At 46.0% G+C, this 18,858-nt stretch carries 33 protein-coding genes and 2 tRNA genes; 3 read left to right on the top strand and 32 right to left on the bottom strand.

Annotation, left to right across the window (positions count from 1 at the left end; translation table 11 throughout):
- Positions 1-2: 2 nt before the first annotated feature.
- From C1A11_RS03715 to C1A11_RS03565, 32 genes are all read right to left on the bottom strand, one after another.
- Positions 3-722: a hypothetical protein gene (locus C1A11_RS03715; RefSeq protein ID WP_102049056.1), complete on the bottom strand. Its 720-nt coding sequence runs from the start codon at positions 720-722 to the stop codon at positions 3-5.
- Positions 723-1,967, bottom strand: a complete 1,245-nt coding sequence (locus tag C1A11_RS03710) for a phage portal protein (protein WP_145995711.1) — start codon at positions 1,965-1,967, stop codon at positions 723-725. It lies immediately after the preceding gene.
- Positions 1,924-3,639, bottom strand: a complete 1,716-nt coding sequence (locus tag C1A11_RS03705; protein ID WP_102049054.1) for a terminase large subunit — start codon at positions 3,637-3,639, stop codon at positions 1,924-1,926. Before C1A11_RS03705 ends, C1A11_RS03710 begins: the two co-directional genes overlap by 44 nt.
- Entirely contained in the window at positions 3,636-4,106 is a 471-nt protein-coding gene (locus C1A11_RS03700) for a phage terminase small subunit P27 family (protein ID WP_102049053.1), read from the bottom strand. Before C1A11_RS03700 ends, C1A11_RS03705 begins: the two co-directional genes overlap by 4 nt.
- A gap of 82 nt (positions 4,107-4,188) precedes the next feature.
- A complete protein-coding gene (locus tag C1A11_RS14060) occupies positions 4,189-4,404 on the bottom strand; it encodes an HNH endonuclease signature motif containing protein (RefSeq protein ID WP_180950232.1) in 216 nt (71 codons plus the stop codon).
- A gap of 200 nt (positions 4,405-4,604) precedes the next feature.
- The gene (locus C1A11_RS03690; RefSeq protein ID WP_102049051.1) at positions 4,605-4,829 is read right to left on the bottom strand and encodes a hypothetical protein; all 225 of its coding nucleotides are present in this window, start codon (positions 4,827-4,829) and stop codon (positions 4,605-4,607) included.
- Positions 4,830-5,081: 252 nt separating this feature from the next.
- Positions 5,082-5,156 (bottom strand) — tRNA-Thr (locus tag C1A11_RS03685).
- A 130-nt stretch (positions 5,157-5,286) separates the two neighbouring features.
- Positions 5,287-5,375 (bottom strand) — tRNA-Ser (locus tag C1A11_RS03680).
- Positions 5,376-5,469: 94 nt separating this feature from the next.
- A complete protein-coding gene (locus C1A11_RS03675; protein ID WP_102049050.1) occupies positions 5,470-5,892 on the bottom strand; it encodes a hypothetical protein in 423 nt (140 codons plus the stop codon).
- Positions 5,889-6,086 carry a hypothetical protein gene (locus C1A11_RS03670; RefSeq protein WP_102049049.1) on the bottom strand — a complete coding sequence of 66 codons (198 nt, stop codon included), beginning with the start codon at positions 6,084-6,086 and terminating at the stop codon, positions 5,889-5,891. The genes C1A11_RS03675 and C1A11_RS03670 overlap by 4 nt, the downstream gene beginning before the upstream one ends.
- A 12-nt stretch (positions 6,087-6,098) precedes the next feature.
- Positions 6,099-6,263: a hypothetical protein gene (locus C1A11_RS13755; protein ID WP_180950231.1), complete on the bottom strand. Its 165-nt coding sequence runs from the start codon at positions 6,261-6,263 to the stop codon at positions 6,099-6,101.
- A gap of 2 nt (positions 6,264-6,265) precedes the next feature.
- A complete protein-coding gene (locus C1A11_RS03665; protein WP_102049048.1) occupies positions 6,266-6,517 on the bottom strand; it encodes a hypothetical protein in 252 nt (83 codons plus the stop codon).
- 181 nt (positions 6,518-6,698) lie between these two features.
- Positions 6,699-6,866 (bottom strand): hypothetical protein, encoded by a 168-nt coding sequence (locus C1A11_RS13750; RefSeq protein ID WP_180950230.1) that lies wholly within the window; start codon positions 6,864-6,866, stop codon positions 6,699-6,701.
- Positions 6,847-7,122 (bottom strand): hypothetical protein, encoded by a 276-nt coding sequence (locus tag C1A11_RS03655; RefSeq protein ID WP_102049046.1) that lies wholly within the window; start codon positions 7,120-7,122, stop codon positions 6,847-6,849. Before C1A11_RS03655 ends, C1A11_RS13750 begins: the two co-directional genes overlap by 20 nt.
- 1 nt (position 7,123) lies before the next feature.
- Positions 7,124-7,486: a hypothetical protein gene (locus C1A11_RS03650; protein WP_102049045.1), complete on the bottom strand. Its 363-nt coding sequence runs from the start codon at positions 7,484-7,486 to the stop codon at positions 7,124-7,126.
- Positions 7,487-7,777 (bottom strand): nucleoside triphosphate pyrophosphohydrolase family protein, encoded by a 291-nt coding sequence (locus C1A11_RS03645; protein ID WP_102049044.1) that lies wholly within the window; start codon positions 7,775-7,777, stop codon positions 7,487-7,489.
- A complete protein-coding gene (locus C1A11_RS03640) occupies positions 7,774-7,968 on the bottom strand; it encodes a hypothetical protein (protein ID WP_102049043.1) in 195 nt (64 codons plus the stop codon). The genes C1A11_RS03645 and C1A11_RS03640 overlap by 4 nt, the downstream gene beginning before the upstream one ends.
- Entirely contained in the window at positions 7,965-8,432 is a 468-nt protein-coding gene (locus tag C1A11_RS03635; RefSeq protein WP_102049042.1) for a hypothetical protein, read from the bottom strand. Before C1A11_RS03635 ends, C1A11_RS03640 begins: the two co-directional genes overlap by 4 nt.
- 108 nt (positions 8,433-8,540) lie before the next feature.
- On the bottom strand, positions 8,541-8,771 hold the full coding sequence (locus C1A11_RS03630; RefSeq protein ID WP_145995710.1) for a hypothetical protein: 231 nt from the start codon (positions 8,769-8,771) through the stop codon (positions 8,541-8,543).
- Positions 8,772-8,833: 62 nt separating this feature from the next.
- Positions 8,834-9,631, bottom strand: coding sequence for a DNA-methyltransferase (locus C1A11_RS03625; protein WP_207653942.1), 798 nt, complete (start codon positions 9,629-9,631; stop codon positions 8,834-8,836).
- Positions 9,632-9,782: 151 nt separating this feature from the next.
- Positions 9,783-10,151: a RusA family crossover junction endodeoxyribonuclease gene (locus C1A11_RS03620; protein WP_102049040.1), complete on the bottom strand. Its 369-nt coding sequence runs from the start codon at positions 10,149-10,151 to the stop codon at positions 9,783-9,785.
- Positions 10,148-11,386: a replicative DNA helicase gene (locus C1A11_RS03615; RefSeq protein ID WP_102049039.1), complete on the bottom strand. Its 1,239-nt coding sequence runs from the start codon at positions 11,384-11,386 to the stop codon at positions 10,148-10,150. The genes C1A11_RS03620 and C1A11_RS03615 overlap by 4 nt, the downstream gene beginning before the upstream one ends.
- 8 nt (positions 11,387-11,394) lie before the next feature.
- Complete coding sequence (locus C1A11_RS03610; protein ID WP_102049038.1) at positions 11,395-12,129, bottom strand: hypothetical protein; 735 nt, start codon at positions 12,127-12,129, stop codon at positions 11,395-11,397.
- 12 nt (positions 12,130-12,141) lie between these two features.
- On the bottom strand, positions 12,142-12,570 hold the full coding sequence (locus C1A11_RS03605) for a single-stranded DNA-binding protein (protein ID WP_102049037.1): 429 nt from the start codon (positions 12,568-12,570) through the stop codon (positions 12,142-12,144).
- Between the two features lie 10 nt (positions 12,571-12,580).
- Entirely contained in the window at positions 12,581-12,880 is a 300-nt protein-coding gene (locus tag C1A11_RS03600; protein WP_102049036.1) for a hypothetical protein, read from the bottom strand.
- On the bottom strand, positions 12,873-13,379 hold the full coding sequence (locus tag C1A11_RS03595; RefSeq protein WP_102049035.1) for a recombination protein NinB: 507 nt from the start codon (positions 13,377-13,379) through the stop codon (positions 12,873-12,875). The genes C1A11_RS03600 and C1A11_RS03595 overlap by 8 nt, the downstream gene beginning before the upstream one ends.
- Positions 13,376-13,978, bottom strand: coding sequence for a hypothetical protein (locus C1A11_RS03590; protein ID WP_102049034.1), 603 nt, complete (start codon positions 13,976-13,978; stop codon positions 13,376-13,378). The genes C1A11_RS03595 and C1A11_RS03590 overlap by 4 nt, the downstream gene beginning before the upstream one ends.
- Positions 13,979-13,988: 10 nt before the next feature.
- A complete protein-coding gene (locus tag C1A11_RS03585; RefSeq protein WP_102049033.1) occupies positions 13,989-14,450 on the bottom strand; it encodes a siphovirus Gp157 family protein in 462 nt (153 codons plus the stop codon).
- Positions 14,451-14,774: 324 nt separating this feature from the next.
- Positions 14,775-15,164, bottom strand: a complete 390-nt coding sequence (locus tag C1A11_RS03580; protein WP_145995709.1) for a 3D domain-containing protein — start codon at positions 15,162-15,164, stop codon at positions 14,775-14,777.
- A gap of 277 nt (positions 15,165-15,441) precedes the next feature.
- Entirely contained in the window at positions 15,442-15,651 is a 210-nt protein-coding gene (locus tag C1A11_RS03575) for a hypothetical protein (RefSeq protein WP_102049031.1), read from the bottom strand.
- 63 nt (positions 15,652-15,714) lie between these two features.
- Positions 15,715-16,455, bottom strand: a complete 741-nt coding sequence (locus C1A11_RS03570; RefSeq protein ID WP_102049030.1) for a phage antirepressor KilAC domain-containing protein — start codon at positions 16,453-16,455, stop codon at positions 15,715-15,717.
- A 13-nt stretch (positions 16,456-16,468) separates the two neighbouring features.
- Positions 16,469-16,714, bottom strand: a complete 246-nt coding sequence (locus C1A11_RS03565; protein WP_102049029.1) for an XRE family transcriptional regulator — start codon at positions 16,712-16,714, stop codon at positions 16,469-16,471.
- A gap of 191 nt (positions 16,715-16,905) precedes the next feature.
- On the opposite strand from C1A11_RS03565, the gene C1A11_RS03560 reads away from it, so the two are divergent.
- From C1A11_RS03560 to C1A11_RS03555, 3 genes are read left to right on the top strand one after another with little or no spacing between them, the layout of a single operon-like run.
- Positions 16,906-17,271: a helix-turn-helix domain-containing protein gene (locus tag C1A11_RS03560; protein ID WP_102049028.1), complete on the top strand. Its 366-nt coding sequence runs from the start codon at positions 16,906-16,908 to the stop codon at positions 17,269-17,271.
- A gap of 6 nt (positions 17,272-17,277) precedes the next feature.
- A complete protein-coding gene (locus tag C1A11_RS13670) occupies positions 17,278-17,496 on the top strand; it encodes a hypothetical protein (protein ID WP_145995708.1) in 219 nt (72 codons plus the stop codon).
- Between the two features lie 34 nt (positions 17,497-17,530).
- Positions 17,531-18,760 carry a glycosyltransferase family protein gene (locus tag C1A11_RS03555; RefSeq protein WP_102049027.1) on the top strand — a complete coding sequence of 410 codons (1,230 nt, stop codon included), beginning with the start codon at positions 17,531-17,533 and terminating at the stop codon, positions 18,758-18,760.
- Positions 18,761-18,858: the final 98 nt, after the last annotated feature.

The raw sequence follows: 18,858 nt of genomic DNA, 5'->3' as shown, positions 1-18,858 counted from the left end.
TTTTACTCTCCTTCTTTTTCAGAAAAAATAAAAGACTTGATGATACCGAGTTCGGCTTCAATCAAATCTTTTTGTTCGGTGTTTTCGGTCTCTTCGATTTTTTGCTCTTCTCCGGTGTAGTTTTTCGTTACTCCGGCTGCCGGCTGCGCGGGGACAGCAACAAACGACACCTCATAAGCGTCGATTGGATTTTCAAGCTTAAAGTAGCACTGCTTACCGTCGTACTCGCGCCCGCCCCAGTGCTTGCAGTAGCCCTCACGGTTGTCTGTTCCGCATACGGAGCAAACAGCTTTACCGATGCCGCAGCCAACAGAAACCTCGCGTTTGATACCGGCTTGAATTTCTGTGATGAGATCCGCGTTGCTGTCGGTTTTCACCATATAGCAACGAGCAACCAGCTGCGCGTATGTTTCTTCGTTCTTTGTCGTGCCGGTGCCATCTACAGCCTCTGTCGCGTAAATTCTCGCGACTTGGTTGTCTGCTTTTGCCTGATGGTCCTTCATAATGGTACGGCCAACAAACATGGGGGCCATCTTTTCCAGCGTAGCGCGCGGGAAAACTTCAAAATCACGGTCTACTTCGTTGTCGCATACGGCAATTTTGAAAGTAAACACCTGCTCTGCGGCGAGCGGTTCAAGCGTCTGCTTGTTAATCAGCTCAAGTTCTGCTTCAGTAACAGGTAAACCGCTCAATTTTGCGCCCTTTGTAATTACATTTTTCATCTATTCACCTCCTCTCTGGTACTGTGTTCCTGCCATTTCTACGGGTATCATTGTGCCATTGCATAACAGCCTGTCGCCTCCAAGCGTCGCCGGTGCGTCAATAAACGCTCTAGCCTCGTTTGGCGTATAAAGCGAACCCTGTACTGCTCTTGTAAGGCTTTCCATCTGCGTTTTAAGGTCAGCCCGCAGAATAACAGAAACATTGAATTTGAAATAATACCCTTTCTGTGTCTCTTCATCAGACAAGAGCTTGTTATTCATCTCTTCCTCATATTGCTTGATGATGTAGAGCAGGGTATCAACATAAAAAGCAAGCTGTTGAGCTTCTGCACTCGCGTAGCTTGCTTTTTCGTAGTCGTTGATTTGGTTCGGCTTAATTCCGAATGCGGCAGCAATTTGCAGCGCCGAATATTTTTTCAGGCCAAGAAATTCATTATCAGCTAATTTTGTGTTGACGGTTTCTAGCTTTGTACCATATGCCATAGGTATGATAGAGCGTTTGTCAGAACCTTCTCCGTTTACAAAATCCTCAATTTTCTTTGCAAACTTTTTCTCATTGGCATCCGATAACTCACCGGTGTATTGCAGCACAGCCTTGCCTGTAAAACCGTTCTCATAAGCGCGATTTAGCATTGCTTGTGCTTTCTGGTTGCCCTCAATTGTAGAACGCAGCACGTCGCGTACGGATTTACCGGTTACTCCGTCAGAACTAGCGGATGTCTTAAAGTGCAGCATGCTGTCGCTAGATATCTTGAGGGATGCAGTCCCGCTGTTGTAGACGTACCAAAGCGCATTTTTAGTGCCCCACAAGCCTTTGTCATCGATGTACGGAGTAACGCTGCTAGGATCCAAAATCCAAAGCCGTGTTTTGCTGCCCGCGCCATCAATCCACACATATGCGTTGCCATAATGGTTGCGGTTGAACTCTACCGTAGACCAAAAATGCGTGGCTGTCATATAGTCGTTCGGCTGGCTGTCTGCCAGTTTATACAGTGGATGCTTGTATGCCTTTATTACTCCTCCTTTTTCGGTATACTGCATCAATTTAAGCGGCAGTTTTCCGATGCTTTCGCTAAGCACTTTGAGGCACGCGAAGTATGTAGCTTCGCTCAAACGAGAGCTGTCAACGCCGCTAATTTGTAAAAAATCAATCAGCTGCTCAAACGTCATTGATTTCTTGCGATTAAATAAGTTCAAAGTATCACCATCCCATCGTTTTAAAATAGTTATCCATGATTTCGTCAAGGTCAACTGGCTTTTCAGCTGGCTTCATCGCCAGGCACCATGCATCTATAATGGCATCTGCAACGTCAATGCGCTTGCATCTGGCACCGTCTTTTTTATCTATCTTGACTTCTTCAAAGCTGTTTTTTACCGTCTTTGCATTGATGATAGACCATGTCATTAATTCATTTGCGCTATCGTAAACAACGTTTCCAGCGCGTGCAGACAGTTCAAAATCAACGGTTGCGTCATTTAAGAATCTGGCGCTTTGTGTAATCGAAACCACAGGCACGCTGAATTCTTCCAGCTTGTCTAAAAATCCATCGGCATTATGCGGGTCGTAAGCAATTCCACAAAGTTCAAGGCTGTTCTCCGAAATCAGCTTTTTAAGATGCTGAATGATGAAGCCGTAGTCGTTTTTAAACCCTCCGAACGTGTCTGTGACTGTTATTAAGCCGGCTCTTTCCCACAAGTCATACGGTGCAAGGTCTGTCTTTATATGCTCGTCCAGTCGCTGCCGTGGCATGAAACTGTGCGAATACACGTAAAACTTGCCATCATCTAGAGGAATTACGATTGATAGGGAAGTGAGGTCGCCTCCGCTTGACAGGTCAAGCCCTGCAAAGCACCGCATCCCTTTGAAGCTATCAAGCTTTATGTTACTTCCGCAAGCAGTCCACACGTCTGGACGCATATACTGGTTGTCGGCGTCCTGTACCCACATATTGCAGCATTTTACAAGGTAATCGCTTAGTTCAGAGCCGCCCATATCCTGTGCTGTTTGCGCGTCCCTGCGTTGCACTTCAATTCCGCTTCGCGATTGGCAGAGTATTGGGTTTGCTTTTATCCATACATTTTCATCAAATGGGCTATCGTCCTTATTTAGCGTATAGATATCAACAAAAAAATCATCCGCAACGGCAGTGCCATTGAGGATGTTAATGCAGTAATCGTCCATCTCTTTGCAAAAACTGTTCAGTTCTTTCCCGCGAGTGGTAATCATTGAGTTTAACGTTTCTGGTAGGGAACGCGTGCCGTTGTAAAGTGCCTTATAAACTGAATTGTCGCGGTGTTGGTGGATTTCATCGATGCTGTTGAAAATGCTTCTGAACCCATCGTCAAGTCCGCCCTCTTTAGAAAGCGCTTCAATCGTGCAATTCGTAGTCAAGGACAGTATAACAGCTTTATAGTCCATGATTTTGTAAAGCTCGTTTAAGTCCGGGTCAATTTTAATGAACTTTGCGATTTCATCAAATGCGATTTTAGCCTGTCGTTTTTTAGTCGCAGCGGTAAATAGCTTTCCGTACTGATATCCGCCAAACCCACTGATATAGGCTCCGCGAATACCGTTTTTAAAGCTTTTGCCGTTCTGCCTTGCCATACTTTCATAGCTGCGCCTGAATCTGCGGTATCCGGTATCTTGCAGAACCCATCCCATCGGAACGCCCAAATCAAAGCATTGGCTTTCAAAGAGGTGGACCGGCTTTGGAGCTGTGCCTTCTGCAATTGTCAGCGTTTCTGCAAAATTGATAATACGTTGAGATTTTTCAGGAACCCACAAATATGGAAAATCTTTAGTCCCTTGCCGCCTTAAGTCGTTTAAATGACGTTCACACGCCATCCTGTGCTCATCGCATACAACCAACGATCCGGAGCAAACGCGTTCAGCGTATTCAGTGGCACGGTCATTCATCCTGTACCACTCCTAAACTGGTCAAACTTATTTGCCGGTTTATCGTCTTTTTTTTGAGGAACAACTAATCTACACCGGCTTGTAATGGACAGCCCCAAATCATTCGCGATACTGCGACATTGTTTGAAATATTTGTCTTGCAGGTTTGCTGCCTTCTCATATATTACGATATCTTCAAGATCTAGCTTATTCAGCAGCTTGGTTATTTTTAAGTATGCGGTTTCAGCAACAAGATATCTGCCCAGGCAATCGCAATCAAGGTCGCTCATAATTCCAATGTCGATTAGCTGCGCGGCAATCGCGTTAAACTTTTCTGTTTGCTTTTTGTCCAGATATTCCGGCGCAAATACGTTTTCGTGACCGGCAATCACTTCCGATTCTTTGCGCTGCTCGATTTCCGCTTTTGTTAAATGGCTCTGATTGCCTTTAGCCAAATGCAGTTCAATTGGTTTTTTTGGGTTACCCACGTTTCGCACCTCCTATCTGAAACTTTCAACTCCGAGTTTTTGCTACACCGACTTCCCCTTGCATCGGTATCCCCGCATAGGTTCATACTTTTTTGGTATCCCCCTGGGGTCTGCTGCCGAACCGTTTATGCCTTTTGTTATGACAAATAGGGCAGAGGACAGCAAGATTGCTCTGGTCTAATCTGCGTTCCCAACCATCCGGTGTCTGTATTGGCTTAATGTGGTGTACCTCTGTAGCCACCGTTACACGTCCATCTTTGCGGCAGTCATCGCATTGATAACCTGCATGAGCAATCATATACTGCGACAGCTTGCGCCACTCTGTTGAGCGGTAGAACGTTCTATACTTTGGGTCACGCTGTTTGTCGTACTTCTTATTTGCTTTCTTCTTGTAGGCTTCAATTGCCTCCTTACGTTTAGCGTCTACTATTGGCTGGCACTTATCGCAGTATGGTTTATCTGCGCTTATCATTGCTCGACAGCGTGGGCAGAATTTCATTAGCATTTTTCATCGTCACCAACCTGCCGCGTATTAACGCAGTTGTCCTTTAATCTGTCCGCAAGCGCCCTGAATACGCTCATATGCGCGCAAGTTATCTTTCCAGGCACCGTGATATACGGCGTACTGTTTGCGTAATAAGTAGTTTTGTCAAGCATTACAATGTCCATGTTTTTGCACCCTTGGCAAAACGGTTCACACTCAAATTCAACAATCTGTGTCACGTGCTTACCTCCTACACATAAATCCCCAAACCCACCCACCCGCATTTGCAGGTATGCCAAATAAATAAAAATGCCGCCCGACCAACCTCATGCGGTTAGTGGCGACATGATTATTAAAATTCCCGTGCTCTACCCAATTGAGCTATGCCGAAGCAGCCGGACTCGAACCGACATCGCGGGTTTGCGGTGCTCTACCTTTACTGAGCTACACATAACACATTGTGGTTGGACTCGAACCAACGACATACCGCTTGGAGCTATCTGTGTGAATCGAACACACAACCGGCTGATTACAGGCCAGCTGCTCTACCGTTGAGCCAAGATAGCGTGTTGCCGTCTTTCCGGCTGCCATACAGTCTATTCCTGCAAGTCCCTGCGATACGCACGCAGTGCGCCATGCTGACGGGACATTTTCAGACGCTTACTCATGCCCCTGTACGCTGTCAGCTTTTGGAATTGGCGGTCAGAGTAGGATTCGAACCCACGTGGCTTTTTGCCCAACAGTTTTCAGGACTGCCGCCTTAGACCATGCTCGGCCATCTGACCATAAAACAAGGCACCCAGTAACCTAATACCGGGTGCCTTGCAATTTGCCTATTATAATTATACCACTATGGAAACGAACATGTAGAACAACATTTCAATATTTTACCAGCAGCCGCGTTACCGCCATTCGTATGCTGTCCGCAGTAGCTCCGGAAATCTCGTCCGCTACCTCATTCCACGTCTTGCCCTCCACGTAATACCCGCGTACAGCCGCCCGAAGCATCGCATCGTCAATTGATTCGATAAACTGTATCGCCTCGGCTTGCAGCAGCTCGCATTGCGCCTGTCGGCTATGTAGCACCATCAGCAGCCTGTCCTTGCGGTGTTCCCGCCCTACATCATACCCGTTTATCTGAATAGCGTGTAGAGCAAATGCAGGGGCAGCGGAAGAGCCTTGCACGCAGTCTATAACATTCGGTGCGGCTGCAATCTCTTTTTCAAGCCGCTCTATCTGCCTTTTACGCTGGGCAATGTCTGCCGGTAGCCCGCGCAGGTTTTCAAGGTCTTTCTTGGTCATGTGTCCTCCTTACTTGCCAATGCGGACATATATGCGCCAAACGCTAAAAGTCCAACAAAATACAAAACACAAACCACAGTTAAAACTATTTGAGTTGCCTTGGGAGCAAAATAGAAGCCAGCACATTCCAATGCGATAATTGCCAATAAAACTGATAATGCTTTGAAAATATTTATTAATGTCTTTTTTAACATTGCATTTCCTCCTTACCGCATATACACTCTCAAAATCGGCACGTCTTGGAATAACCGTTCCATAGCTACGTTTTCGAGAATCTGTATGCGCTTCTTTTTGCTCATTGGCTTCTTCTTTGGCTTTAGCTTTCCTTGTTTGGCTAAAGCTGCTGTTGGGTTTGCTTTATGTTCTCCCATTGCTATTTTGCCTCCGTCACATACAGTGTGCCGTCTGCTTTGTACCGCGGGCAGATGGATACGCTCGGTTTGCTGAATTTATTTTCCGCTCCTACTATAACTATGTAGTTTACGCCAGTTTCTTCGTCAACCACATAGTTTGCAGACTGTACGCTGTAAATGCTGCAAAAGTCGTCATTGAGGCTTGTTCTCGCTGCCGAGGCTGGCATTGCAAGAACCACGATTAGCAGCAATGCTGCGATTAAACGTTTCATATGGTGTCCTCCTTTGGCGGCTCTGGCAATATGGTCTGTTGTCCACTTATTACGCAGATTTTTTGGCTACGGTTGTAAAATGCGCAATTATCAGCGCACACAGCCCGTGGGTCTACACTTACGCCCTGGCACGTGATAGCATTAGCAATCGTCATAATTGGGCAAACTGCTCTCCATTCATTCATTGCTGGCCCTCCTGCATTAAGTTTTTAATGTTCTGGTGTATCATCACAGCCTCTTCGGTATCCGTATCTTTCAAATACAGCGCGTCATCTTTCACGAATAGTTTTAATGCTCCTGATTTGCACAGGCTGCGCACTTGCATAATATCAAGTTTCGTTCTGCTCACTCTCCAATCTGTTATGTAACATCCACTGTCCATAGGTCATGCCGGCCGCTGTGGTTGCCTTTACTGCATCGGTGATGGATATAGCGGGTTTATGCGGTTTCTTTCGAGTTAGCCCGAATTTATCCCTTGCGCGGTATTCTTGGGTGCGTATGACGTGAATTGCTTTAAAGCAGTCGTTGCAATACTTTTTGCGTGAATCCACATTTTCCATGATTCTGCCGCACATTTTGCAGGGCTTGTCAACTAACTTGGACATCTTACCCCTCCACCGGTGCAGACCAGTATTTTTTGCGGCATAAAGCGCAATCAACCATTAGTGATTCATCTGTTTTACATCCAGCTTTTTCACCTAAACATTTTGGACACACAACCGGAATGTTTTTTGAATCTTTTATCGCATTCGGATACCGCTCTAATAACAAATCAGCCTGTGTTTTCTGTGGGTGCGCTTTAGACCAGTTCTCAACGATTTCAACGTATTTTTCTGGGTGGTAAATTCGCAAATTATTGCATTCTACATCCATTCCATTGCAATTCGAACTGATTGGGCATTCCTCGCATCTAATGGCGCAATTTTGCGACATTCTGACAACTTCGTTTAACATTTTCACCGCGTCCATTTATACCGCTCCTTTCACAATTTTGTTAATTTTTCTTTGCAGCCTGTCCAGCTTTGAATCAACCTGTGCTTCTACGCTCACACGCCGGTCGAAAATAATCTTAAGCTGCTCAAGCATGATTTCCACGTCTGCAATCTCTTCTGCGATATGACCTTTATTAACATCGCCGTTCGCTGCCTTAAGCACTTGCTGTGACAGTTCTGCTAGTTCTTCGGCTGCTTTAATAATCTGGTGATGTGCTCCGAATATATCTATTGCGTCCTCGCAGATTTTGCGCTGGGTGTTATTCATTGGTTGGCCTCCCCCATAAAAGGAAAATTGTTATGGTGTATGCCGTGCTTTTCAATCAGAGAATTAAACGCATCTTCACCATAAACAGGACTTTCGCCGTTTGAAATACGATATTGATTTTCTGCAATCATACCTTGCATTTCAATTTCTGCTTGCAGCATCTTCATTTTAAAATAAAGTCGGTCACTCACTTCTGTCCCTCCTGTTCTTTCAGTGCGGCTTCGGCGGCCTCGGGGGTGAGGAATACGGTTTTCCCAAAATTGTCAGCCTTTTCATTGCCATGCCATTCGATATGAGCAACTAAGCCTTTTGTTCCAAGCAACCACTTTTCAACCCACCCATCATGGTTGATAAAATATTTTCCTTTATCGTCTGGATTGTTTGGTCTTTTTGGGCTATATACACAAAACACTGGCGTTCCAACCTTGCACGGCAGTCGCAGCAGTGTCCCGTCTTGTTCTGCGGTGCGGTATGCGGCCAGCTCTTCAACCGCCGCAGTGCACTCTTCCGGGGTGTGGTTGGTATCTTCGTAGGCAGCAAGTGCTTGCAAAATTCTTCCAATATCATTCGGATTATACTCTGACGGAATAGTTTTGCTGTAATCAAGCTTCGTGTAATACACATGTTCGCCAATTCGTTTTGTCAATCGTTCCATTAAATCTCCATCCTTTCTAAAATCGGAACATCAGCCACCCTTAAGCAGGGCAGCACCGGCGCTAGGAGGCAAGCGGTCGGCTGGCCTTGTAGACCGTTCCGGGTGTTGTTAAAGTTCGCTCTCCATCTGTTCCACCGGCAGCCCAATAGCAGCAACAGCCTGCGCCAGTGCAGCATCGGCCACGCCATCGCGTCTATACTCGCCGTATGCAGGTACAACCTGCTCGTTGAGGTTATCAATTGCGCGCATAAGGGTTTTGCTACTGATTCCCACGTTGTGCAGGGCAAGGCAAAACATATAGATGTTGCGTCTGGTGATATCTCGCGCTTGCTTGTCCACCTCACGGTTTGCGGTTTCTATGGCAAGCTACTTAATGTTATTGCTAAGTACGGTTCTGGCTTTCATGCGCCACACCTCCCGTCTAACCCGAGCTGTTCAACTATCGGTTTTTGTTTCATTGGTTGGAGCATCTTTTCTTGAGCTGCAGTATAAAATGCTTTGTCCACCTCAAACCCATAGCTGTGGCGTCCGAGTTCATATGCAGCTCTTAAGGTTGAACCGCTTCCCGCACACGGATCAATTACAACATCGCCTTCGTCGGTGAATATTTCAATCAATCGTTTCAATACACTTACCGGCTTCTGCGTAGGGTGAATTTTGGGATAATCTTTTGTGCTATCCCGTTTCCAATCAAACCAATTGAAAACCATATGGCCGCCGTTGTTGAATTTTGGCAGCTTGTCGCGATACAACACTACTGCGTGTTCGGTGGCTCCTACAATTTTCATATTCGCCTTTAACACTTGGGCGGAGTAGTTCTTGATGAAAAATATGGGGTAGCTGTTTTTAAATCCGTATCGTTTCCCGTAATCCATCACCATAGGGATTTGGTCGAAAGCGCAGAATACAATCATGGCCGGGGCTTTCCCTTTTTCTTTTGGTTCGTTGATAAGTAGCCGGCTGCAAAAGTGCATATATTCTGCAATTTTAAAATTGTTGTCGGTGTTGAAAAAAGCTTTCCCAGCTTTTTTGCTCTCGCCCTGTTTGTTGTCTCCGTTTATGTACCATTCAGTGCTGGAAGCATAAGCGTTTGCTCCCAAATTGTAAGGAATATCCGCGATAACCAATTGTGCTTTCGGTACTCCATATCGCTTATAGTTCTGAAAATTGTCGTGGTATAGCTCTGCTTTTATTTTCACGCCCGGAACCCCCAATCTTTTGAACGATACTTTAGGCTATCCAGATTGACCGGCCCCGCAGGTTTAAAGCGATACACACCCTCCGGTACTTCGGGAAACCTACAGGTGGATTTCTTTGCGCACTCGCTGCACTTTTTCAGCTCATAGCACCTCATGCTGTTTCCTCCCACATTTTTACGACCGTAATTTCTGTTCTTGGGTTCTTGCGGTCAATATGCCCATGGATACTAACCGATATATGGCTTAAGTCATCGTCTTTGATTACCCCTGCCGTTGTCAGCCCGTCCATAAAATATTTTCCGCTGTAGTTATCTGCATCGTGCCGTCGAGCGTCTTTAAAGAAATAATCGATACGCACCATAGCTTTGGAAAATGGTTCTTGCGGCCGGTCGGGTGAGACTTTGCAGGCATAATAAGCCGCCCGCGTCCACTCTTTTTTGGTTTCTATGTAATCCCACCGGTTTTTTCGCCCAGCCGTTTGATTAAGGCTAGGCGGTACACCTTTCAGCGTGATTTTCATCGGTCAACCTCCATTGGTATGTAGTTGTGGTATTGCGGCTGCCATGCAAACTGCATTTCGCCCACGCCACCATGTCTGTTTTTCATAACGTCCACTGTCACACCCACGCTTTCGTCACCGTCAAGAAATCTTTCAATCGGTTCAACGTTCAGCGCGAATATTGCATCAGCGTCCTGCTCCACCGAAGCACCACCGTATAAGTCACCCTGTGTGGCCTTTCTGCCGTCCGTGGCGCGGTTTAGCTGTACCAGCTCGACTACTGCAACGTTGTGCATCATGGCCAGCGCCTTGAGCCTATGCGTGACTTCTGCAACGGCTTCCCACTGGTTTTTTTTATTGCCCTTGTCCATCAGCCCCAAATGGTCGATGAAGATAACATCTGGCTTGTATTTCAAAATGCGTTCTTCAACAAACTCGGATGTAATCATGGATGCTTCGTCAAAAACCACTTTGCAGTGTTCTGCCATCAGCTCCATGGCTCGCGTAACCTTGACTTGTTCATCCTGCGATAACGCCTTGTCGCGAATTTTCGTTGAGTTGATCCGTGTCGCTCTTGCTGCAATTCTTTGCATCAGCTGCGTGGTAGGCATTTCCATGCTGCAATACACTGTCCGGTGTGACATTGAAACCTTTGTAGCTATCTGCAACGCGAAGTCCGTTTTGCCTTTGCCTGGTCGAGCAGAGATAACATAAACCGATTTTCTTTGTAGCCCTCCAACCACGCGGTCAAACTGCTGCCAGCCAGTCTTGATTGAAGTATCTGGCTGATACATACTTTCCAGAAAAGCTATCGCGCCTTGTGTAAAGTCTTTTGCCGTGGAATCCTCGAGCGTGGAGTTGATTACATTCTGTCGGGCTAACACATCTGACAGCCGCTGGATTATCTCTTCCGAGCCTAGCTCGTCCGTGGCAATCTCCATAGCCGCCTGTTTCATTTCTCTGACCCGCCAAGCGTCTAACACTAGGTCGCAATAAAAATCGAACCTAGAGGCGGCTGGTACAGTTTCCGCGCACGTTGCAATCAATACCTTGTAATCATCGCCAAGTTTTGAAATCACGGTGACCACATCAACCGGCATATTCTGCTTATGCAGCTTCATGCAGCAGTTAAACATCACACCGAGCGGCTCTGCGCTGAACATCTTCGGGGACAGTCTGCGGTAAACGCTTTCGGTTTCAGCTGGGAACAGGAGCATACAGCCGAGCACAGCTCTTTCTGCGTCTATTGCGTTCATTGCCCCTCCTATCCGAACATTTCTTCCGGGGTCATCTCGAAGAAGTCCTTTTCTGTTTTTGGTATCAGCACAGGTTCAGCCGTTGCAACCGCGGTCTTGTCGATTGTGTCCCAGATTACGCCTTTCCAGTTGTTTGCCATTGAATTTTGAATCACATCAACTACGGCGGCAGGCTTGTACTGTTTTAGTTTGTTTCTGACAGAGGAAAGGAAGCTCTCTCTGCCCTTTGGTTTATACGATTCTTTTCGCTCTGCTTTGTAGGTGAACCAGTCAAGTAGTGCTGTTTTGACTTCCGGTGGGAATCCGTCCAAATCGTTTTCTGGTGTCGTGCCTTTAACATCTGGTTTACTATTTTGTTTACCATCTGGTTTACTATCTGGTATAGGTTCGGCAGTTCTGCCATTTCCTTTTGGCGGTTCTGCCAAATCGAATTGGTATATTTGCCAAATCGAATTGGCGAGTGCGTACCACTTGGTATGGTCGTATTTTGCCGCATTGTAATTTCCAACCTTGATTGCCCCGGCCTTTACGAGCCGCTCTGAAATTCTTCTGATTTTTTCTTTTGTCCAAAACGGGAACAGTTCGCTCCATGCCGCCACACTGTTATACGTCCAGTACGCATCGTCATGAAAATTCTTTCCGTTTGCTTTGTTCTTTTTAATCCACCAGTACAGGTTGTGGATGAAAACGGCTTCATCCACACCGTACATGGCAGCTATTTCGCCGTTAAAGCTGTAATCCATGTTTTCACCGCCTTAAAACGGGAGATCCGCGTTGTCGTCGCACACCGCAAAATCATCGCTTTGGCCTTGTGCAAAAGCAGGAGCAGCCTCTCGTGAAATATCGGCGGATGCCTGTGCAGGGGCTTTGTCGCCGCAGAAAAACACGTTATCGGCCATCACCTCAAAGGCTTTGCGTTTATGGCCCTCTTTGTCCTCGTAGAGGCGGGTTTGAATGCTGCCGTTCAGCGCAATCATTCTGCCTTTACTGAAATACTTGCAAACAAACTCGGCAGTGTTTCTCCATGCTACAATGTCGATGAAATCCGCTTGTTTTTCTTGCCCTTGCGGGGTATATGTACGCTCTACCGCGATAGTGAATGTTGTAACGGACACACCATTGGGTGTGCGCCGGAGTTCGGGGTCTGCCGTAAGGCGGCCCATGAGAGCGCTGATATTAAGCATTTATATCCTCCTAAAGGTAGTTCTTTCCGAATTCACGGATGAAATCATCGGTGCTCCATCCATACTGTTGCATTGCTGCAAGCTGTGCCGCTTGCTTGATTTTTAGTGCGGTTTCAGCACTTTGGTGCGCGCTGTCTTTGCCAAAGATGTGGCACTCGTCGTGGTGCAGGTAGACAAACAAGCCTAAAGCTTCACTTTTTTTGCGGTAAGCACCGCCGAAGCAGTGGTGCTTGTCCAGCGGTTGGCCGTATGTAGCGAATCTATCGCAAAGCCAGCAGACGGAAGTATCAAATTGCACAATGCTATCCATGCCAATCCTCCTTTAAAAGAGAAAGCTCTTTGGGTGTCATGGTTTCGATTCCAAGCGCACGCGCATCCTGTACAACGTTGTCAATCAGCCGCGCCATCTGCGCTGTGTCGTAAACCGAAGAGCCATAATAAAGGTTGACGTTCTCGCAGCCCTCAATCTTGCTTTCAAACCGCTCGGCAATCCAGCCCAGCCCCTTTGCCTCCCAGTGTCCGCAAAGCTGCCCCACCGCCTTTTGCGTGGCGCACACAGTGTCGTAGTTGCCGCCAAGTTCTTTTATTTCTTCGCGGTACACTTCTTCTTTCTTCTTTTGGGTTTCGCGGGCGATTTCGCCAATCAGCACCCAAAGGTAAGCATTTGCATCTAAGCTGCGCTTTTCATTGTGGGTTTCCAGTAGAACGTCCAAAGGCTTGTCCTGGTCTAAGTCTTTGATGGCCCACTTTAAACGTTCAATCGCTAGATTGAAGTCTTTCGGCTTGAATTTGAATGTACAGATTTTCATGCGCCGCCTTGTGCTTTCCGCCAGCAGTCAGGGCACTGGCCGTTAAGACTTTTTGCAACATCCGCAGCCGTAACAATCTTGCCGCCCTTTTTTGTGTCTTTGATTACAGCGCCACAGGTTTTGCATTTAATCGTTTCTTTTGGAACAGGCGGTTGAGCATCAGGACGGCCGCTGTATTTGGTAGGATCTTTTTCAAAATACACATCCGCTGCAACCCCCAACGCTTTTGCTGCAACTGAAATCGCGTCCGTAAGAGCCATTTTATAAGCTTCATCGCTTGACACTAGACCGCCTCTTTCAAGCGCAACCAGTGTGGAACCGCCAGTGCCAGGGATTGGGTCAGACCATGTTCCATCTTGTGCGTAGTAAAGATGGATATTGCAAAATGCCATGACTTCGCCGGCTGCACCTGAAATTTCCCATTGACGAACAATATCGTATTTCCAGCCAATTCCGCACGGTCCAAACAGTTCAGTAAGCTTTTTGATTCTCCACATGGGGTTAATGTCGCTTTTGCCTTTCAGTTTTCCGCCGGCGATTGGCTTGATGGCTTCTTCGGGAACTTTTCTGGAAGAGTTATAAATCTCCATCTTTTCCATTGAGCACACCTCACTTTACTTGAATGTTCTGGCGCTCTTCGATATGGCAACCGCCAATTTCAGCGCCATCGGAAATTGCAGCTTTCAATGCTGTTTTGTCTGCCTCGGCCGGCTTAGTGACAAGATAATTTGCAGGGATTTTGGAAATATCATCAACTACCAAGGCAGTGCTTTTGCGGTAGCTGATGTTGACTTTTGGAGTTTTGAACCCAGCACCGCCTAAAGCGAAATCAAGGTATGCTTTAAGCCGGTCGGCGTTTGCCTTGGCGCTTTTCTCACGCTCCGCGAAAGAGTTTTTTTCAGCCTTAAGCGCTTCTGCGTCGGAAAGAGCGTTTTTATATGCCAAAGCGATGTTTTCGACCTTTTGCTCTTTTTCCATGTTCAGCGCTTCAAACGCTTCAAAGTCCGCAATTTCACCGGTTTCGGTGTCAATAAGAGCGGCAATTTTTGCATCAATTTCAAATAGTTTCATATGTATCGTCCTTTCTAAATGGGTCGTACTCTCCACCAATTTCGATGGGAGTGAGGTTTTTGGTGTCCAAGGATTCTACAAATTCGGTTTGTGACATTTGACAAATCCTCCATTTCGTTTTAATATGAAGGCAAGACTCCCAGTCTTACCTATTTCGCTTGTGCGGGGTTCCAGCCCGTGCAGGCGATTTTTCTTTTTCTGCGATTGTGAATATGTAGGTGCAGATACCAGCGGCAAAGAGCAGCAGCAACCACAGCACGCGGTTTGTGGGCTGCATGGCAAGCAGTAGAATAAAAGCTAGAGGGCTAACGGTTTCCATTTTCACTATCCTTTCAGCACCCATACGCGGTGCATACCATAACCGCCCCAGTTCAGCGCATCTTCATGCGTGCCGGACACGGCTACATCAATTTGATTTTCAGCAACCCCGCCGCCGATGTCACTTACGCGCCGTATGCCAATGCCATCAATATAAAGCCATGTGCCGAGCGGGTACTTGTCCAACATTGATTTAGCCAGCGCACAGGACACATCAGCTGCAAATGGTTCGCCGGAATAACAGATGTCTGTGGTGCCGCATTTAGGGCAGTTTTTGCAATAGCTGGTGGTAAGAAACTCACCTATGTATTCAGTGTCGAGAGGTAGCTTGTCCGCAAGCTGGGCAGCCATAAGCGCGTGTTGAGTTGTTGCCTCGTCTAATTGCCGTTCAAGCACTGCGGCGCGTCATTGGGCTTGTAGAGTGTCACTCTCGTAGCCTTGCGCAGTAAGCGCGAATCCTATGGCTAACAGGGCGACCGCGGCAAGCGATAAGTAGTTTCGCTTCATCGGCCTATCCTCCGGCCACAGCGGTTTTTAGCGGGCATCTGACGACCGGATATTGCGGGCTTGTCCGCAGCTTTGGTTGCGCCTTTCCATGGGGTAGCTTTGCGATAGCTGCCGCCGGTACACTTATCTTCCGGGCGTGTGCACATTAAGCAATTTAAATCACATTTCATGTAAGTGCCCTCGCCAAACGCTCCAAAGTGACGCGTGCGTCTTGAAATCCAAAACGTTGTGGGTTGTTTCGCAATGTGCCGATATTGTAGCCTGTCATTTTAGAAGCTTCTTCGTAGTTGTACAACAATTTTAATCCGCACTGCTTTTCAGCTATGTAACGCAACCTTTCGAGCGTATCACGATATAATTCTTTTTCTCTTGGCATTTGGCTTGTCCTTTCTAAAGTCCTGTTTATTGGACAATGATTGTGGTAATATCTGGATAGCAGCTAAAATTTAGCCTTTCCAGAGAGAAAGAGGTTGATAAAATATGCTTGTCCTTTGCCGGTGACTTTTGGGGTCTTGTTGATTAACGGCGCATCGTCTGGTCTAGTAATGGTAGTTTCTTTAATTGTGAACCAGCCTGCATCAACGCTGCGCTGTGTGGGCATGTTGCGGTCCGTACCAATGCGCTTGATAAGGTAGCCATTGTCGCGCAGGTAATCGAACAAACGCTTTTCGCCGATGTCTACGCCGTTCTGCCGCAGCAGCTTAGCGAGTTCTCCAACAAGGATGCTGGTCTTGCTTGCGGCTACCGCATCTGCAAAGAGGGCCTTAGGGTGCATAAGCTGGTTTTGATATGTAAGCTCGGAGTTTTCGATTTGCAGGGCGTGCATCTGCTTGTCCGCAAGTTTGAGTGCCCGCGCCATGACCTGCTCTGGGGTGTTCCAGGCGTTTTCAAGCTGAATGAAATACTGACGAGCCTGCTTGCCTTTCTCGTTGCGTTGCAACATGCAGATTTCTTTTGCCATGGGGACCGTGAGTTGGTGGTCGGTCATATTTTGCATACCGCCAAGGGTAGGACATTTTTGGGTCACCCTTGCAAAATCGGTGTTTTCGGAGAATCCGTATTCACTCATTCTCTCAAACCACTTTTTGTATTCGGTACCGACCTGCAAAAACTCATGCAGCTCCCTACCGCTCACTGTGGGTTGTTCAGAATCGTAATTGATTTTGATAAGTTCATTCATAGTTTGTCCTTTCTTACAAATTGTTTTCGAGCTGCAGCTCGTGAGGCTGCGGAATAGGCATATCAAGAATGTGACAGATGCTCGCAATAATAACTTGGGGAGTACGTTTGCCAGTCAAAATTTTGTTCATGTATCCGCTGTCAATGTACCGCCCAGTTTCTTCATGGATTTTAGCCATCAAATCTTTTTGCAGCATTTCTTTGTCGTCAAGCTTATGCTTTACCTGCTTTCCAAAATCAGTGCGTTTTTGTCTGCTCAAAAAAATCCTCCTTTCTTTTGTATAAAGGTTGACAAGTACGTCAATAAGTACTAATATAAAGGTGCTAACTGAAATTAATACTTGCGAAAGTACTTCCGTGATTGAATTATAGTACTTCTGCAAGTACAAGTCAATGGTACTTTCACTTTTCAAAGTACTTTTGGCTAACTGCACAAAAGGAGTACTGTAATATGCACAACTTGTACGACATATTGTTTTCACTTTGCGAGGAAAAGGGAATTAAGCCGGGTAAAATGTGTAACGACATAGGACTTAGTAGAGGCATGATGACAGATTTGAAAATGGGCAGGAAACAAACCTTGTCAGTCGAAACGTTGTCTAAAATAGCAGACTATTTTGAAGTCACCGTCGATTACTTGCTTGGTAGCGAAGAAAAAGAAAAGCCCCTCGTCAATGGTGACGAAGAGCTTACAGAGTATCTTGAATTATTAAAAACAAGGCCGGAAATGAAAATGCTTTTTAGTTTGGCTAAAGGCGCAACCAAAGAGGACGTTGAAAAAGCAGTGAAAATCATTGAGGCTTATTTGGGGAAGTGATAGTCGGTGAATGATATTTACATTAAAGGAATAGAGCTTCCGGCGCGGGTGCGCGGCAATGTGGTGAAAATAGAAGATGATTTTTTTGTATTTGTAAATACGGTATTATCGCCAGAATGCCAAAGATGTGCAGCAGAGCATGAGCTTATGCATATCAAAAAAGACCATTTTTTTAATGAAGAGCCAGTAATACACGATGAGCTTGAGGCGGGTTATGGAAGATAATCTTAAGCAAGCTTAATAGTGAGAGGAGGGACATATGAAATTAATTTTGCCAGTGCTATCTGGTATTATATTTTTGCTTTGCATATATCGATTTACTATCCGTTTATTTAAGCCAGAAGATGCGCCGAATACATCGGATGATAAATTAGACTGGAAAACGGTTTCGGCTTTGATGGCGATTGTAAGCGTGGCATGGGTAGCGTTTATATTTCTTTACGCAATGCTAAAAAACCCAAGCTATACTTTAGATGAATCGCTTAAAGACGTTTTTATCCAGCTTGATGTGAACCATTACGTTAATATCGCACAGTTTGGATATGGTACCGGCGAAGCTTTCCACGAGCAAGAGTTAATGATTGCGTTCTTTCCACTGTGGCCGCTGCTACTAAAGCTTGTGCATTTTATCATCCCTATTGGATGGTATGTATTAGGCACTCTTTTGCAAATTCCAATATTTATCGTTGGAATGACAATGTTTTATGTGGTAGCATCAAAATATTATGATCAACCCACATCAAAACTTGCATTGATTTTATTATTGGTATCTCCGGGCGCATTTTTCTTTTTATCTCCAATGACGGAAAGCTTGTTTTTTGCTTTATGCATGGTATCGCTTTGGGCGCTTCAAAGCAGAAAGCTTTGGGTTTTTGTAATTGCTAGCTATGCGGCGGCATTAACGCGCAGTCCAGGCGTATTGCTGGCTGTTCCTGCAATAATAATGGCCGCTCAAGGATTTAAAAATAAAAGTGGAATTGCACGGTGGGGAACTTATCTTGTGTCAGCAAGCGGGCCGGTATTAGGCATTGCAACGTATTTACTGATTAATTTTAAAGTGTATGGAAATTGGTTGGCGTATTCTGAATTTCAGCGTGACCATTGGGGGCAAGGACTGGGGATTTTTTGTAACACTATAAAATATCATCAAGAATATTTTTGGGGTGGGCTAAAAGACAATATAAAATTTGCGGTTCTGGTTTCGTTGATGGCTGTCTTAGTAATCATGGCGCAATTGATATCGACTTGGTGGGGTTCAAAAAAGGTGCCTACTCATTTAGGATTTTACTCATTGGCTTATATTGCGCTAGTGGACGGTGCCACATGGCTGCTAAGCGCGCCCCGATACGCTTTGTGTTTGCCGTTTGTGCACCTATCCATTGCAGACAAATTACGCACGCCAATTCGCAAGGCATTGGTATTAGTTCCTCTTAGCATGGTATCTATTTTATATTTAATTGAATTTCTTGAGCGCGCACCAATTTATTAAACAAAAAAATCCCCCACCGGGCGCAACCGGCAGGGGACATAAAGAACAGCTTACCCAGAAGGATACGCAGTCCACAACTGTATTGTATCACCTCTGTG

The sequence above is a fragment of the Pygmaiobacter massiliensis genome, from assembly GCF_900199435.1.
Taxonomy (GTDB): domain Bacteria; phylum Bacillota; class Clostridia; order Oscillospirales; family Ruminococcaceae; genus Pygmaiobacter; species Pygmaiobacter massiliensis.
The sequence above is the reverse complement of the archived record's forward strand: the minus strand, read 5'-3'. Positions and strand labels throughout refer to the sequence as shown.

Bases quoted from the DNA above. Each gene is read 5' to 3' on its own strand.
- C1A11_RS03600 (WP_102049036.1), bottom strand. From the start codon at position 12,880: ATGGATAGCATTGTGCAATTTGATACTTCCGTCTGCTGGCTTTGCGAT.
- C1A11_RS03705 (WP_102049054.1), bottom strand. From the start codon at position 3,639: ATGAATGACCGTGCCACTGAATACGCTGAACGCGTTTGCTCCGGATCG.
- C1A11_RS03675 (WP_102049050.1), bottom strand. From the start codon at position 5,892: ATGACCAAGAAAGACCTTGAAAACCTGCGCGGGCTACCGGCAGACATT.
- C1A11_RS03555 (WP_102049027.1), top strand. From the start codon at position 17,531: ATGAAATTAATTTTGCCAGTGCTATCTGGTATTATATTTTTGCTTTGC.
- C1A11_RS03620 (WP_102049040.1), bottom strand. From the start codon at position 10,151: ATGAAAATCACGCTGAAAGGTGTACCGCCTAGCCTTAATCAAACGGCT.
- C1A11_RS03590 (WP_102049034.1), bottom strand. From the start codon at position 13,978: ATGGAAAAGATGGAGATTTATAACTCTTCCAGAAAAGTTCCCGAAGAA.
- C1A11_RS03610 (WP_102049038.1), bottom strand. From the start codon at position 12,129: ATGGATTACAGCTTTAACGGCGAAATAGCTGCCATGTACGGTGTGGAT.
- C1A11_RS03595 (WP_102049035.1), bottom strand. From the start codon at position 13,379: ATGAAAATCTGTACATTCAAATTCAAGCCGAAAGACTTCAATCTAGCG.
- C1A11_RS03655 (WP_102049046.1), bottom strand. From the start codon at position 7,122: ATGTCCAAGTTAGTTGACAAGCCCTGCAAAATGTGCGGCAGAATCATG.
- C1A11_RS14060 (WP_180950232.1), bottom strand. From the start codon at position 4,404: ATGATTGCTCATGCAGGTTATCAATGCGATGACTGCCGCAAAGATGGA.
- C1A11_RS03605 (WP_102049037.1), bottom strand. From the start codon at position 12,570: ATGCTTAATATCAGCGCTCTCATGGGCCGCCTTACGGCAGACCCCGAA.
- C1A11_RS03635 (WP_102049042.1), bottom strand. From the start codon at position 8,432: ATGGAACGATTGACAAAACGAATTGGCGAACATGTGTATTACACGAAG.
- C1A11_RS03570 (WP_102049030.1), bottom strand. From the start codon at position 16,455: ATGAATGAACTTATCAAAATCAATTACGATTCTGAACAACCCACAGTG.
- C1A11_RS03560 (WP_102049028.1), top strand. From the start codon at position 16,906: ATGCACAACTTGTACGACATATTGTTTTCACTTTGCGAGGAAAAGGGA.
- C1A11_RS03615 (WP_102049039.1), bottom strand. From the start codon at position 11,386: ATGAACGCAATAGACGCAGAAAGAGCTGTGCTCGGCTGTATGCTCCTG.
- C1A11_RS03670 (WP_102049049.1), bottom strand. From the start codon at position 6,086: ATGTTAAAAAAGACATTAATAAATATTTTCAAAGCATTATCAGTTTTA.
- C1A11_RS03650 (WP_102049045.1), bottom strand. From the start codon at position 7,486: ATGGACGCGGTGAAAATGTTAAACGAAGTTGTCAGAATGTCGCAAAAT.
- C1A11_RS03575 (WP_102049031.1), bottom strand. From the start codon at position 15,651: ATGCCAAGAGAAAAAGAATTATATCGTGATACGCTCGAAAGGTTGCGT.
- C1A11_RS03665 (WP_102049048.1), bottom strand. From the start codon at position 6,517: ATGAAACGTTTAATCGCAGCATTGCTGCTAATCGTGGTTCTTGCAATG.
- C1A11_RS13755 (WP_180950231.1), bottom strand. From the start codon at position 6,263: ATGGGAGAACATAAAGCAAACCCAACAGCAGCTTTAGCCAAACAAGGA.
- C1A11_RS03585 (WP_102049033.1), bottom strand. From the start codon at position 14,450: ATGAAACTATTTGAAATTGATGCAAAAATTGCCGCTCTTATTGACACC.
- C1A11_RS03715 (WP_102049056.1), bottom strand. From the start codon at position 722: ATGAAAAATGTAATTACAAAGGGCGCAAAATTGAGCGGTTTACCTGTT.
- C1A11_RS03645 (WP_102049044.1), bottom strand. From the start codon at position 7,777: ATGAATAACACCCAGCGCAAAATCTGCGAGGACGCAATAGATATATTC.